15 protein-coding genes and 1 pseudogene are annotated in these 13,606 nt (G+C 71.2%); 10 read left to right on the forward strand and 6 right to left on the reverse strand.

Annotated elements, in window-relative coordinates; translation table 11 throughout:
- Positions 1 to 7: 7 nt before the first annotated feature.
- On the reverse strand, positions 8 to 1,498 hold the full coding sequence (locus LV75_RS34760) for a bis-aminopropyl spermidine synthase family protein (RefSeq protein WP_308210863.1): 1,491 nt from the start codon (positions 1,496 to 1,498) through the stop codon (positions 8 to 10).
- Positions 1,499 to 1,651: 153 nt separating this feature from the next.
- Here LV75_RS34760 and LV75_RS05340 point away from each other — a divergent pair, with 153 nt between their 5' ends.
- The 5 genes from LV75_RS05340 to LV75_RS05360 are packed head-to-tail and all read left to right on the forward strand — an operon-like array spanning position 1,652 to position 5,897.
- The gene (locus tag LV75_RS05340) at positions 1,652 to 2,758 is read left to right on the forward strand and encodes an ABC transporter ATP-binding protein (RefSeq protein ID WP_253885522.1); all 1,107 of its coding nucleotides are present in this window, start codon (positions 1,652 to 1,654) and stop codon (positions 2,756 to 2,758) included.
- On the forward strand, positions 2,755 to 3,405 hold the full coding sequence (locus tag LV75_RS05345; protein ID WP_253885523.1) for an ABC transporter permease: 651 nt from the start codon (positions 2,755 to 2,757) through the stop codon (positions 3,403 to 3,405). The genes LV75_RS05340 and LV75_RS05345 overlap by 4 nt, the downstream gene beginning before the upstream one ends.
- Complete coding sequence (locus tag LV75_RS05350) at positions 3,402 to 4,106, forward strand: ABC transporter permease (protein WP_253885524.1); 705 nt, start codon at positions 3,402 to 3,404, stop codon at positions 4,104 to 4,106. The genes LV75_RS05345 and LV75_RS05350 overlap by 4 nt, the downstream gene beginning before the upstream one ends.
- A 26-nt stretch (positions 4,107 to 4,132) precedes the next feature.
- Complete coding sequence (locus tag LV75_RS05355; protein WP_253885525.1) at positions 4,133 to 5,062, forward strand: ABC transporter substrate-binding protein; 930 nt, start codon at positions 4,133 to 4,135, stop codon at positions 5,060 to 5,062.
- A gap of 52 nt (positions 5,063 to 5,114) precedes the next feature.
- On the forward strand, positions 5,115 to 5,897 hold the full coding sequence (locus LV75_RS05360; protein ID WP_253885526.1) for a class I SAM-dependent methyltransferase: 783 nt from the start codon (positions 5,115 to 5,117) through the stop codon (positions 5,895 to 5,897).
- 61 nt (positions 5,898 to 5,958) lie between these two features.
- Here LV75_RS05360 and LV75_RS05365 read toward each other — a convergent pair whose 3' ends face one another.
- From LV75_RS05365 to LV75_RS05380, 5 genes and pseudogenes are all read right to left on the reverse strand, one after another.
- A complete protein-coding gene (locus tag LV75_RS05365; RefSeq protein ID WP_253885527.1) occupies positions 5,959 to 6,372 on the reverse strand; it encodes a hypothetical protein in 414 nt (137 codons plus the stop codon).
- A 62-nt stretch (positions 6,373 to 6,434) separates the two neighbouring features.
- Positions 6,435 to 7,154, reverse strand: a complete 720-nt coding sequence (locus LV75_RS05370; protein ID WP_253885528.1) for a hypothetical protein — start codon at positions 7,152 to 7,154, stop codon at positions 6,435 to 6,437.
- A 51-nt stretch (positions 7,155 to 7,205) separates the two neighbouring features.
- A complete protein-coding gene (locus LV75_RS05375; protein ID WP_308210884.1) occupies positions 7,206 to 7,640 on the reverse strand; it encodes an NB-ARC domain-containing protein in 435 nt (144 codons plus the stop codon).
- A gap of 78 nt (positions 7,641 to 7,718) precedes the next feature.
- Positions 7,719 to 7,811, reverse strand: a pseudogene (locus LV75_RS35390) (BTAD domain-containing putative transcriptional regulator); the annotation flags it as partial.
- A 219-nt stretch (positions 7,812 to 8,030) separates the two neighbouring features.
- Complete coding sequence (locus LV75_RS05380) at positions 8,031 to 8,834, reverse strand: IclR family transcriptional regulator (RefSeq protein ID WP_253885530.1); 804 nt, start codon at positions 8,832 to 8,834, stop codon at positions 8,031 to 8,033.
- A gap of 72 nt (positions 8,835 to 8,906) precedes the next feature.
- Between LV75_RS05380 and LV75_RS05385 the strand changes: the two genes are divergently transcribed.
- The 5 genes from LV75_RS05385 (at position 8,907) to hutH (ending at position 13,605) form a co-directional block, all read left to right on the forward strand.
- Positions 8,907 to 9,404 (forward strand): SigE family RNA polymerase sigma factor, encoded by a 498-nt coding sequence (locus tag LV75_RS05385; RefSeq protein WP_253885531.1) that lies wholly within the window; start codon positions 8,907 to 8,909, stop codon positions 9,402 to 9,404.
- Positions 9,401 to 10,402 (forward strand): hypothetical protein, encoded by a 1,002-nt coding sequence (locus tag LV75_RS05390; protein WP_253885532.1) that lies wholly within the window; start codon positions 9,401 to 9,403, stop codon positions 10,400 to 10,402. The genes LV75_RS05385 and LV75_RS05390 overlap by 4 nt, the downstream gene beginning before the upstream one ends.
- Before the next feature lie 74 nt (positions 10,403 to 10,476).
- Positions 10,477 to 10,971, forward strand: a complete 495-nt coding sequence (locus LV75_RS05395; RefSeq protein ID WP_253885969.1) for an RNA polymerase sigma factor — start codon at positions 10,477 to 10,479, stop codon at positions 10,969 to 10,971.
- The gene (locus LV75_RS05400; protein ID WP_253885533.1) at positions 10,968 to 12,008 is read left to right on the forward strand and encodes a hypothetical protein; all 1,041 of its coding nucleotides are present in this window, start codon (positions 10,968 to 10,970) and stop codon (positions 12,006 to 12,008) included. The genes LV75_RS05395 and LV75_RS05400 overlap by 4 nt, the downstream gene beginning before the upstream one ends.
- Positions 12,009 to 12,078: 70 nt before the next feature.
- On the forward strand, positions 12,079 to 13,605 hold the full coding sequence (gene hutH, locus LV75_RS05405; RefSeq protein WP_253885534.1) for a histidine ammonia-lyase: 1,527 nt from the start codon (positions 12,079 to 12,081) through the stop codon (positions 13,603 to 13,605).
- Position 13,606: the final 1 nt, after the last annotated feature.

The following is a 13,606-nucleotide window of genomic DNA, read 5'->3' on the forward strand; positions in this document are numbered from 1 at the left end:
AACCGGATTACTCCGCTGCGGTGAGGATGGCGCGGATTCGGTGTAGGGGGAGGTCGATGAGGCGTTCTTCGGCGTCGTCGGGGGTGGGGAGGAGGGTGGTTACTTGGTCTCGGGCTTCGCGTTTGGTGAGGGTGCCTTTGGAGTTGAGGATCAGGGCTTCGCGCCAGATGTTGGAGAGTTTGCCGTGGACTCGGGAGAGGAGGGTGCCTCGGGTACTTGGAGTGTCCACAGGGGACGCGAGGACCACGGCGTGGCGGCCGCCTGCGAGGCTGCGGTGGTAGGTGAGGGTGTACTTGCCGCGGACCAGGTCGGCTAGGGCCTGTTGTGAGCGCTGGTCGGTGATGTCGGGGTGGTTGTTGGGGACTAGGGCGCCCACAACAGAAAGCGGGCCTGCCAGGAGGACTCGGGCGAGCCAGGAGCCGGGGTCGGCGGTCAGGTCGTAGGCGACGGGGCCGTTGGCTCGGATGGGGTCGGTCCAGGCGGGGGTGGTGGGGGTGGCGGCGGTCAGGCGGGTCAGTTCGGCGAGGGCGGGGGCGGGGGTGCCGCCTGCTTCGATCGACTGGGGGCCGTGGGTGTAGATGCCGGAGAGCAGGTCCCGCACGGCCGCCTCGGCGAGGCGTGAGGAGCGGGAAGTCTGTTGCAGGACATACAGATCGCTCGCGCTGCCGACCGCTTGGGCGCCGTGGTAGCGGTTGAACGCGGGCAGCACCGCCTCGAACACCAGGCCCAGCCGCTGGATCTCCTGCTGCACCTTCAATCCCAGTGCGGGCGTGCGCGTGCTGTAGCCGTACGCCACGATCGCGCGGCCTTCGGGGTCGCGCAGGGACTCGATGGCGCGGGCGAGGAACAGGCGCATGCCCTCGGGGGTGTACGGGGGGTCGGTGAAGACCAGGTCCGCGGTGCCGACCACCGAGGGCGGCAGGGCGTGCCGGAAGTCGGCGTAGCGGCAGCGGATGTCCAGACCACGGGCGCGGGCGGTGCGGTCGACGTACTCGAGCAGCCGCTCGTCGACGTCGACCACGGTGGCCGAGAGCTCCGGGCGCAACGTGCACACCGCCAGCGCCGTCAGGTCGTGGTCGCCCACGCACAGCAACCGCGCGCCCGGCAGGTCGTAGGTCTGGTCCAGCCAGCGGGCGCGGCGCAGCATCGTCGCGGCGTCGGCCTGGACGTGGTCCAAGGCGCGGGACGGCGCGGGCACCTCGGTGAGATACGCCTCGTAGGCGGCGAGCAGTTCCCCGTCCGGGCGGTCCGGATGCTGGGCGGTCACCGCGCGGTAGTGGTCCACCCGCGACGGCGCCACGCGCCATGAGTCGGCCTCGTTTTCGGCGTCCTGGCCGAGCGCGGAGATCAGTTCCTGGACCGTGCGCCGGGGCACCGCGGTGCTCCTGACCAGGTCGTCGAGGCCGTGCCAGCCCGAGCAGAGCAGGCCGACCACGGTGCGCAGGGGACGGGCGTGCACGCCCCGGGCGGTGAGGTAACTGGTCACGGAGTCGGCCACAAGCCGATTAGCCTAGGAGAGCCGTCCACGCCACCCGGACCCGGCCGGGACGTGAGCAGCCACATCGTGGAACGGCCTGCCCACGTCAGCCGTTCGGGTTAAGGTCGTTCGGTCCACGGCTGGCTAGGGGCCGTGCCGACCCGAGGGGTCCGAGTGATCGAGTTCCAATCCGTGACCAAGCGCTACGACGACGGCACGGTGGCGGTGGACGAGCTCGACCTCACCATCGACGACGGCAAGATCACCGTCCTCGTCGGCCCGTCCGGCTGCGGCAAGACCACCTCGCTGCGCATGATCAACCGGATGGTCGAGGCCAGTTCCGGCACCATCCTGGTCGACGGCGCGGACATCCGCTCGCAGCGCCCGGCCGCCCTGCGCCGCGGCATCGGCTACGTCATCCAGAACGCGGGCCTGTTCCCGCACCGCACCGTGCTGGACAACATCGCCACCGTCCCGATCCTGTTGGGCACCAAGAAAGCCGCCGCCCGCCGCCGCGCCGAGGAGCTGCTCGACACCGTCGGGTTGCCGCGCGAGCTGGCCAAGCGCTACCCCGCGCAGCTCTCCGGCGGGCAGCAGCAACGCGTCGGCGTCGCCCGCGCGCTCGCCGCGGACCCGCCGGTGTTGCTGATGGACGAACCGTTCAGCGCGGTGGACCCGGTGGTGCGCGACGACCTGCAGGAAGAGTTGCTGCGCCTGCAATCCGAGCTCGGCAAGACCATCGTGTTCGTCACCCACGACATCGACGAGGCCATCAAGCTCGGCGACAAGGTGGCCGTCCTGCGCGTGGGCGGCAAACTCGCCCAGTACGACACCCCGGCGACGCTGCTGGCCAAGCCGGTGGACGACTTCGTCGCCGGGTTCGTCGGCCGCGACCGCGGCTACCGCGCGCTGGGTTTCCTGTCCGCGCACGGTGTCGAGGTCGCCCCGCTGAGCACGCTCACCCTGGGCGAACCCGCCCCGGTCGTGACCGGTTGGACGGTCGTCGTGGACGAGCGGCGCAGGCCGCTCGGCTGGCTGTCCGCGAAGTCCACTGTGGAAGGTGAGATCCGCTCAGCCGACCTCGTCGCCGGTGGCTCCCTCTACGTCGCCGACTCGACCGCGGCTGGCTCGCTGCGCGCCGCCCTCGACTCGGCGCTGAGCTCCCCGTCCGGCACCGGCATCGCCGTCGACGCCGAGGGCGCCGTGGTCGGCGGGGTCACCGCGGACTCGGTGCTCAAGGTGCTCGACGCGGCCAGGCGCTCCGGCGAGGTGCCCTCGTGAACTGGATCATCGACCACCTCCCGCAACTGCTCTCGGTCAGCGGTGAGCACCTCCAGTTGGCTCTCGTCCCGGTCGCGGTCGGCCTGCTGCTCTCGCTGCCGCTGGCCTGGGTCGCCAACCGGTGGCCGGTGGCCCGCGCGATCCTGGTCCCGGTGTCGGCGCTGCTCTACACGATCCCGTCGCTGGCGCTGTTCGTGATGATGCCGCTGCTGCTGGGGACCAAGGTCCTCGACCCGATCAACGTGCAGGCCGCGCTGACCATCTACACGGTGGCGCTGCTGGTCCGCGCGATCGCCGACGCGCTGGCCGCCGTCCCGGAGTCGGTGATCCAGGCCGCCTCGGCGATGGGGTACCGCGCCGTGGGCCGGTTCTTCGCCGTTGAGTTGCCGCTCGCGGTACCGGTGCTGATCGCGGGCGTGCGGGTGGCCGCGGTGTCCAACATCAGCCTGGTCGCCGTCGGCCAGATCATCGGCGTCGGCGGCCTCGGCTTCTTCCTGTTGCAGGGCTTCCAGTCCAGCCCGCCGAACTACCAGGAGATCGTCGGGGGCATCGTGCTGATCGTGGTGCTCGCCCTCGTCGTCGACGGGTTGCTCGCGCTGGCCGGGCGCGCACTGGCCCCCTGGAACAGGAAGGCGGTGTCGCGGTGAGCATCTTCGACCAGATCAGCGCGTGGCTGAGCGACCCGGACCACTGGAAGACCACCCTGGGCATCGCCGGGATCCCGCAGCGGCTGGCCGAGCACGTGCAGTACACCGTGCTCGCGGTGGTGATCGCGGCCGTGATCGCCATCCCGCTCGGCGCCTACATCGGGCACACCGGCCGCGGCGGCACCCTCGTCGTCGGGATCGTGAACTCCTTCCGGGCGCTGCCCGAGCTTGGCCTGCTGATCCTGCTGGTGCTCGTCATGGGGCTGGCGTTGGCGCTGGAGGCGGTCACCATCGCCTTGGTGCTGCTGGCGATCCCGGTGCTGCTGGCGGGCACCTACGCGGGCGTGCGCAACGTCGACCGGGCCGCCGTGGACGCCGCGCGCGGGATGGGGATGAGCGAGTGGCAGGTGCTCGTCAAGGTCGAGCTGCCCAACGCGTTGCCGCTGATCTTCGGTGCCCTGCGCTCGGCGACCCTGCAGGTCATCGCGACCGCCACCATCGCGGCCGTGGTGTCGCTCGGCGGCTTCGGCCGCTACGTCATCGACGGCAACTCCCAGCGCGAGTTCGACCAGATGGCCGCGGGTGCGGTGCTCATCGCCGCGCTGGCGATCGTGGCCGAACTGCTGCTCGCGGGCGTGCAGTGGCTGGTGGTCTCGCCCGGCCTGCGCAAGAACTCACGCGGACGCGCCCGCGTCCGCTGACGGCAAGACGACAGAGGAGACCCTCGATGAAGCGCGTACTCGCCGTACTGGCGACCGCGGTCGCGGCCACGCTCACCATGACGGCGTGCGGGGGCTCGTCCGACCCGCTGGCCACCCCGGCATCGGGTGGCGCGTCCTCGGGCACCCCGGCGCCCGCGGGCACCATCACCATCGGCTCGGCGAACTTCCCGGAGAGCACGCTGCTCGCCGAGATCTACGCCAGCGCCCTGGAAGCCAAGGGCGTCAAGGTGACCAAGAAGCTGGGCATCGGCAGCCGCGAGGCCTACTACCCGGGTCTGCAGGACGGGTCGATCGACCTGATCCCCGAGTACACCGGGGTGCTGCTGACCCACATCGACAAGACGGCCAAGCAGAGCGCGCCGGACGAGGTCTACGCCGCGCTGCAGAAGGCGCTGCCGGAGAAGCTGACCGTCCTGGACAAGTCCGCGGCCGAGGACAAGGACGCGGTGGTGGTCACCAAGGACACCGCCACCAAGCTCAACCTCAAGACGATCGAGGACCTGGTCAAGTCCGGCCCGGTCACTTTCGGCGGCCCGCCGGAGTTCCAGAAGCGCGCCGACGGTCTGCCCGGTCTCGCCGAGACCTACAAGCTGGAGGTCAAGGAGTACAAGTCGCTCGACGCGGGGGGCCCGCTCACCGTCGAGGCGCTCAAGTCCGGTGTCGTGCAGGCGGCCGACCTGTTCACCACCGACCCGGCGATCACGGCCAACGACTTCGTGGTGCTCGAGGACCCGAAGAACAACTTCGCCGCGCAGAACGTGGTGCCGCTGGTAAACAAGAGCAAGGCCGACGACACCGTCAAGCAGGTGCTCAACGCCATCTCGGCGAAGTTGACCACCGAGGTGCTGATCGAGCTCAACGCCAAGCTCAGCGCGCCGGACAAGCCGGACGCGGCCAAGGTCGCCAAGGAGTGGCTGGCCTCGGTCGGTCTCTGACCCGCTCGCTGATCTGCTCGCGGCGCGGCCGGGTCCGCCCCATGATGGGGGTATGACGGACCCGGTCGCGTTGCGCGCGAAGATGTACGGCGAGGACGACCTGAGCTCGATCCCGGTCTTCGGGGGCGGGTTCATCAATTTCGGCTACTGGCGGGACATCCCGCTGACCGGTGTGCTCACCGAGCAGGACCGGGTGCGCAGCCAGCTCGACCTGTACCGGCAGGTGTACGCGGGAGTCGGTGCGGGGGACCGGGTCGTCGAGGTCGGCAGCGGGCTCGGGGTCGGGGCGACGTGGGCGCTCGGCGAGCTGGGACCAGCGTCGATCACCGGGGTGGACCTGAACCCGGCGCAGGTGGAGCGGGCCTGTTCCCGAGCTCCCCAAGACGACCGGCTCACCTTCGTGGTCGGCGCGGCGGGTGATCTACCGCTGGCGGACAGCTCCGCCGATGTTGTGCTCTCGCTGGAAGCCGCGCAGCACATGGACGACCTGCGGGGTTTCGCCCGCTCGGCACACCGGGTCTTGCGCCCAGGCGGGCGGTTCGTCGTCTCCACGTTCTTCGTGCCGGACCCCTCGACGGTGGGGCAGGTGTCCGAGCGGCTCGAAACGTTCGCCTCGGGGGTCGATCGCGAGCACCCGTTGCCGTTGTTCCTGGAAGACCTGGCGGTGGCCGGGTTCAGTGAAGTGTCGGCGGTGTCGATCGGCGAGCACGTGTGGCCGGGACTGGACCTGTGGATCGCTCAACTCGGGTACGCCGAAGACACCTGGCCGCGGCGCTGGTTGACCTCGTACCGCGATGGCCTGCTGGACTACTACGTGGTCACCGCGACGGCGTGATCGCCGCTTGATGGCCGCGTGATCACGGTCGCCTGCCCGGCTTTCGCCCGCGACCGCGTGGTCACCGCGGTGGTGTGCCGGTGTTCGCCGGGGGTTTCACCGGGTTCGTCGCGCCGAGCACGATTCCCCAGCGGTCGCCGTCTTTGGACACCGTGACCCGGTCGGTGACCGGTTGCCCCGACCTCGTCGCGGTGATGGTGGCGACCGCGACGTCCGGGAACTCGCCGCGCCGCCAGGTGATCCGCACGTCCGACACCGGCCCGCCGAACGCCTCGACCCGCCGCTCGGCCTCGGCCGGGTCGTCGGAGCCGCGCACCGCCAGCGAGCGGACGCGCTCGACCTCGCCCGAGGTGAGCGCGGCGAGGTAGTCGGTCACCACCTTGTCCTGCGCGGCGACCGGATCGGGCTCGTCGGCCTGGCACCCGCTGACGGCCAGGAGCAGCGCCAGGACAGCGGCGCCGAGGGCGAATCGCATCGGGAGTCCTTCCCGCGCGAGGGGCGCTCCACCGAAGTCGAGCGCCCCCAGCGTCTCGGTGATTACGTGCGGTAGTCGTTGTCGTTGTAGTGGTCCCAGTACTGGCGGGCGTAGTTCTCCATGCAGGAGTAGCAATAGCTCGCCGCCGCGGTGACGCTGTCGCGCTTGGCGGCGGGCGTCGCGCTTGAGCGCTTGCCGACCTCGGCTGCCACCGGACGCGTGCCGGGCGCGGCGTCGTGCTGCTCGACGACGGCCGTGCCGGTGCGGGCGACGTCCGGTCGTTCGGTGATGGGTGCCAACGTGTTCGCCGCCGCGTCGAGCTCCTGCTCGTCGAGCCGCCAGCGGTCGGTGCGCTGGAAGGTCACCACGCGGTCGACCGCGTACGAGGTCGCCGGGTTCTCCGCGCCGCGCGCGGGCGCGAGGGTGGTGACCTCGTGCAGGTGCAGTGTCGCGGTGTTCGACTTGATGTCGGACTTGGCGACGGTCAGGTCGACCTTCGCCGAGCCGTAGCGGACCCCGTGCTTGGCGAGGTTGTCCCGCGCGCCGGACACCCAGGCGTCCACCGAGGTCGCCCGGTCGGCCATGCGGTCGGTGAGCGCGGCGGGACGCGCGGTGGTGCCACCCACCAGCGTGGTTGCCCTGTCCTGCAGGTATTCCCGGGCGATCGTGGTCAAGTGCGCCTCGGTCGCGCCGGTGTCGGCCGAGGCGGTGGCCGCGACCCCGGTGAACGCGAGCGCGGTGATCGACAGCAGCGCGGCGGTTCTTCGGCACTTGCTGGTCATCGTGTTCCTCCCAGTTCCGGCGCGGTCGGGTCCGGCCGGGTGACCCCCACGCTACGAACCCGGCCTGGAACGGACCTGCAACACCGCCGATTGTCCATTGTGGACGTGTATCGATGCCGCGTCCCGGTTGGTGACCAGCACGAGGTGGCGGCCGCTACCGGGGTGCAGGTCGACCGCGGTCCGTCCGTCCCGCACGTCGTCGAGCACCACCACCATGGCGCGGGTGGCGCACAACCGTTGGTAGAGCTCGCGGCGATCGCCTACACCTGTTGGCAGATCGGTTGTGCCCAGTGCGCGCAGCAGTTGCCCGAGCACGTCTTTGACGGGCGTGTTGCCCACCGCGGCGAACAATTGACCGTCGGGGTAGGAACCCTTGAGCAGGTGGGCGATGTGCACGGCGAGGGCGGATTTGCCCGCGCCCGCTGGTCCGGTCACCACGATCGTCGCCCGCGCGCCGCCCGCGGCGACCCGGCTCGCGGTGTGCACTTCCCGGTCCCGGCCGATGAACCCGGCGATGTCGGGTGGGAGCTGCCGGGGTCGGGCGGGGCCGGTGAGGATGGCCTGGTGCGATTCCCGGAGTCGCCTGCCGGGGTCGACGCCGAGGGCGTCGCGCGCCAGGGCCCGTCCGTGGTGGTAGGCGGCCAACGCCTCGGCCGGGTGGTCAACGCGGCCAGCACGGTCCTCGGCTTCGCCCCACCAAGCTCGGCGTCATCCCCGTTCACCAGGACCCGCACCGGCCCGAGCAGTTGCACGGTCATGTCGACTCCCCCAAGACGGCACTGTCGTGGATAGCACGTCGGGGGCGGCAGATCGGTCAAAACGGGATGAAAGGGGCCGATTCCTGCCGGAGTGGGTGTCCCGGTGGCCAGCTCGGCACTAGCCGGCGGGCGGGGTGCCGCCGATCCGCTGGGTCAGGTCGGCCGCGGCGGCCCGGGTGTCCTCGGCCAGGTCGGGCCAGGTCTGGCCGCACTCGGCCGGACCACACCCAGCCGGACCGCACTCGTGGCGGAAAGTGCTGCTGATGGCGGCGATCGGGCGGCCGCCGTGGTCGAATACCGCCACCGCCACCGAAGCCGACCCCGGGGTCACGTAGCCGTCCTCGACTGCCCAGCCCCGGCGGCGTTCGACGGTCAGGAGGCCGCGCAGCGCGGGGAGGTGGGCGGGGCCGCGGCCGGTGCGGTCGACGAAGCTCGCGCGGGTGGGGAACAGGGCACGGACTTGCGCGGGCGGGAGGTGCGCCAGCATGGCCCGGCCGGACGCCGGGAGGTGGGCGGGGAGGCGGACGCCGACGTCGGTGACGACCGTGTGCGGGTGGGGCGGCTGTTCGCGCAGCAGGTAGAGCGCCTCGCGGCCGTGCAGGACGCCCAGGTGCGCGGTGTGGCCGGTGCGCTGGATCAGCCGGGCGAGCACCGGGCGGGCCAGGCGCTCCAGCGGGTCGTGGCGCAGGTAGGCGGAGCCGAGTTCGAAGGCGCCGACGCCGAGGGCGTAGCGGCGGTCTTCCGGCAGGTGTGTGACGAATCCGGCGTCGACCAGTTCCGCGAGCAGGTGGTAAACCGTTGACCGCGGCAGCCCCAGCTCCCTGGCGATGGCCGCCGCCGCGACCGGACCCGCTTTGCCCGCCAGCAGGCGCAGCACGGCCAACCCGCGGCGGAGGGCGGGGACGTCGCTGCTGGCGCCCATGGCCACTCACCTTACGGGGCGGTTCAACAGATCCTGGTTCGCGCGCGTTGATCAGGGGAGAGGGGGACTGCCGTGACCTTCGACGAGTTCCTGGCGCAGCGCCTCGACGGGTTGTTGCGTTATGCCACCACGCTCACCTGCGATCCGCACCAGGCGCAGGACATCGTCCAGGAGGTTGTGTTGCGAGCCCAGCAGCGCTGGTCCCGGATCGGTAAGACCGAGCAGCCCGCGGCGTACGTGACCAGGATGGTGACCAACGAGTTCCTGTCCTGGCGGCGGCGGTGTCGCGAATTGGTGGTCACGCCGAGCGCGATGGACGCCTTCGGCGCGGTGCAGGCCGACCTGACCGGTCAGGTCGACGACCGGGCGGTGCTGCTGGCCGGGATCGCCCGGCTGCCGCGCAAGCAGCGGGCCGCGGTGGTGCTGCGCTACTACCTCAACCGCACCGACGAGCAGATCGCCGAGGAGCTGGGTTGTTCGACCGGCACGGTCCGCAGCCACGTCTCGCGCGCGGTGGCGGCGCTGCGGGTGGAGCTGGCGTCCGTCGAGCGGGTCCGGGAGGCGCTGTGAGGACCGACGACTTCGAGAACCTGTTGCGCGAGGCGTTGGAGCACCAGGCAGCGCAAGCGCCGAGCGGTGTCCGTGTGCTGGCTAGAGCGACAAGGCGGCCTCGCCGACGGTGGTGGCTGCCAGTTGGGATTACCGTCGCCGCCGCGTTGGTGACCGTCGCGCTGCTGCCGACCGGAGAGATGCGGCCGACAGTTGAGCCTGCCGCGACCGTGGGGGTCACTGTGACCGCGGAACCGCAGCGGCTCACCTGGGAACCGACGTGGATGCCGCCGAACATGGTCGAGCGGGACCGCTCCGCGGCCACCAACGGCAGTTGGGCGGCGTCGACCTGGGCGAACGTGTCGCTCACCAGCGGGCAGAAGATCGTCTTCATGGTCAACCGGCTCAAACCGGGGGAGCCGACTGGCCCGGACGGGTTCCGCGAGAAGGTCGAGGTGTCCGGGTACGCGGGCCAGTGGCACGAGAACGACTCCAAGACCAACATGCTCGTCTGGTGGGTTGGCTCCAGCAGGCTCACGTTGACCTCTTACTCGATCTCGCCCGCTAGGCCTGTCTTGCTTCGCGTGGCCGAGTCACTGAGGTACGTCCCGGAGCAACCCCTGAAGATTCCGCTGTCTTCGCCTGAACTGCCCACTACGGCGGAGAGCAAGTTCGGCATCACCGGTGACAGCCCGGGCAAGGCCACGATGTACACCGAGTCGATCCTGGACGGTGAAGGCACCGTCCGCGTGGAGGTCCGGCCCGACGAACCCGACTTCTCCGGCGCGAAGGTCCCCCTCCGCGGTGGCGACGGCCGGTGGCGCGTGACCAGCTCCCCACGGGGAGCCGAGCCGAACGAGGTGTTGTGGTTCGACCTGGGTGGGCGGTGGCTGACGGTCACCTACTACGCCTACGACCGCACCAAGTCCGGTCAGCACCTCGCCGCCCTCACCCGCATCGCCGAGTCGGTCACCGCGGGCCCCACCCCGTCCGCGCCTTGGCTGGGCAAGACGCCGTGATCAGCGGGTAGGGCTAACTCCACATTCAGCCCCATCCGGGCGTTGTATGGGCGGAAGGGGGTGGGCCGGTGTTGATCAGCTTCGAGCAATACGTTCGCGACAACGCCCGTGACCTACTGCGCTACGCGACCGCACTGACGTGCGACCCGCACCCGGCGCAGGACATCGTGCAGAGCGTGCTGCTGCGGGCCGGGCAGAAGTGGGCCGGGATCGAGCAGTTGGCGTCGCCAGCCGCCTACGTGCACCGGATGGTGACCAACGAGTTCCTGTCGTGGCGCAGGCGGGCTGTCCGCACGGTGTCACTCCCGCACGGCGTGATTGACGCGGTAGTCCCGCCGTCGGCAGATGAGACTGACTCGGTCGATCAGCGTCAACTGGTGTTCGAGGGCATCGCTCGGTTACCGCGCAAGCAACGTGCGGCGGTAGTGCTGCGCTACTACGCCAACAAGTCTTTTGCCGAGATCGCCGGTGAGCTCGCTTGCTCCGAGGCGACCGCGCGCAGCCACATCTCCCGGGCACTCGCCGCGCTGCGCAGCGACCTCCCGGCACGCGCGAAGGAGGCGCTGTGAAGACCGACGAGCTGGAAATATTGGTCCGCGAGGCGCTCGGCGACCACGCCGACCGCGCCGCTGAGCCCGCCGACACGATCGCCGCGGTGCTCGCCCCCCGTCGCCGCCGCCCGGTCATCGCCTACGCCGCCGCCGCGGTGGTCGCGCTGATCCTGCTGGTCGCCGCGCCCCTCTTCCTGCGCGACGCCGAGCCGGGGTCGTCCAGCGTGGGCTCCGCGGGCCGGTTGATGGTCGCCCCGAAGGCCGTGGAGTTCCCGGTGCGCATCGGCCCGACCTGGTTGCCGGAGGGCATCAAGGAGCAAGAGCGCTACGCCTTGCTCGACGGCACCGGCATGACCCGCAGTTGGTGGTCCGACGATCCGCAGGTGAACGGGTACAACGTCAACGTCGTCGTGTACGACGAGTACTCGACGACACGTCATTGGTTGTACGGGTGCGACGACGCGACCGAGCAGGTCGACATCGGTGGCAAGTACGGGCGGATTCGGCCGCCCGCTGTCGACGACCAAACCACGTGCCTGCGGTTCTCCTACGAACCGGGCAAGATCGTAGTGGTCTTGATGGCTGGGTCGGTCAACGATGTGGACACCCTGCTGCGGGTCGGGCGGTCGATCCAGCCGGTGAGCTCGCCGCCGCTGGTAGTCGCGGGGGTGTTCGGCGAGCTGCCCGCCGACCTGAGTCCGGGCTTCGCCGGGGTGACCCGGGACGTGGGCGCCCCGGGGACCTGGTTGGTCGCCGTGCCCGCGGTGGGCGCGCAGAAGTACGTGCAGGTCAACTGGACCACCAAGGGGCCGGAAAGCGCCTCCCTCGGCAAGCCGAAGACCGTGCGCGGCAGACCCGCGTTGTACTTCCCGGCGGGTGTGCGCGACTACATCCGCAGTGACGAGCTCTGGGTCCAGTTCGGCGACCACTGGCTGAAGGTGCTCTACCACGACGAGAAGGACCTGAAGGGCGACCACGTGCCGTGGTTGCTCAAGGTCGCCGAGTCGGTGGCCGTCGGGCTGCCGCGCAACGACTGGATCGGCGGCAGGCCCTGAGTCTGGGATACCAGACACTGTCACCCGATCCCGGGTCGTGCCCCGGCCGGGATCGCGCTGTGATGGCCACATGGAACCTGTTGCCCTCGACGGCGGTCCGCTGACCACCGAGGACGTGGTCGCGGTCGCCCGCGGCGGCGCCACCGTGACGCTCACCCCCCGAGCGCTCGACGGCGTCGCCGCGACCAGGGCGCACATCGAGAAGCTCGCCGACGCGACCGAGCCGACCTACGGCGTCTCCACCGGGTTCGGCGCGCTCGCGGTCCGGCACATCCCGGTGGAGCGCCGCGCCGCGCTGCAGCGCTCGCTGATCCGCTCGCACGCCGCCGGGGCCGGGGCGGAGGTCGAGCCGGAGGTGGTCCGGGCGCTGATGCTGCTGCGGTTGCGCACCCTGGCCACCGGCCGCACCGGCGTCCGCCAGTCCACTGTGGAGACCCTGGCCGCGGTGCTCAACGCGGGCATCCTGCCGGTGGTCCACGAACACGGCTCGCTCGGCTGCTCCGGTGACCTCGCCCCGCTCTCGGCCGTGGCGCTGGCGCTGATGGGCGAGGGCCAGGTCCGCCACGACGGCGAGCTCGTCCCGGCCGCCACCGCGCTCGCCGCGGCGGGCATCGAGCCGGTCGAGCTGGTCGAGAAGGAGGGCCTGGCGCTGATCAACGGCACCGACGGCATGCTCGGCCAGTTGGCGCTCGCGATCACCGACCTGCGCGCGCTGCTCGAGGTCGCCGACCTCACCGCGGCGATGAGCGTCGAGGCGCTGCTGGGCACCGACCGGGTATTCGCCGCTGACCTGCAGGCGCTGCGCCCGCACCCCGGCCAGGCCGCCTCGGCCGCCCGGATCACCGCCCTCCTGACCGACTCGCCGATCGTGGCCAGCCACCGCGGCCCCGACTGCACCCGGGTCCAGGACGCCTACTCGCTGCGCTGCGCCCCCCAGGTGCACGGCGCGGCCCGCGACACGGTCGCGCACGCCGAGACCGTCGCCGCCCGCGAGCTGTCGGCCGCGGTGGACAACCCGGTCGTGCTCCCCGACGGCCGGGTCGAGTCCAACGGCAACTTCCACGGCGCCCCGATCGCCTACGTGCTGGACTTCCTGGCCATCCCGGTCGCCGACGTGGCGAGCATGGCCGAGCGGCGCACCGACCGGATGCTCGACGTCGCCCGTTCGCACGGCCTGCCCCCCTTCCTGGCCCACGACCCCGGCGTCGACTCCGGCCACATGATCGCCCAGTACACCCAGGCCGCGGTCGTCGCCGAACTCAAGCGCCTCGCCGTCCCCGCCTCGGTCGACTCCATCCCGTCCTCGGCGATGCAGGAGGACCACGTGTCACTGGGCTGGTCGGCCGCCCGCAAACTCCGCAAGGCCGTCGACGGCCTCACCACGGTGCTGGCGGTGGAGTACCTGACCGCCGCCCGCGCCCTCGACTTCCGCGCCCCGCTGACCCCGGGCCCCGCGACGGCCGCCGCCGTCGCGGTGTTGCGCGAGCGCGTGCCCGGACCCGGCCCGGATCGGCACCTGGCGCCGGAGATCGCGGCCGCGGAGGACCTGATCCGGTCGGGCGCCCTGCTGGCCGCCGTCGAGGGCAGGTCCGTGTGAG

This window comes from Actinokineospora diospyrosa, from assembly GCF_024171925.1.
Taxonomy (GTDB): domain Bacteria; phylum Actinomycetota; class Actinomycetes; order Mycobacteriales; family Pseudonocardiaceae; genus Actinokineospora; species Actinokineospora diospyrosa.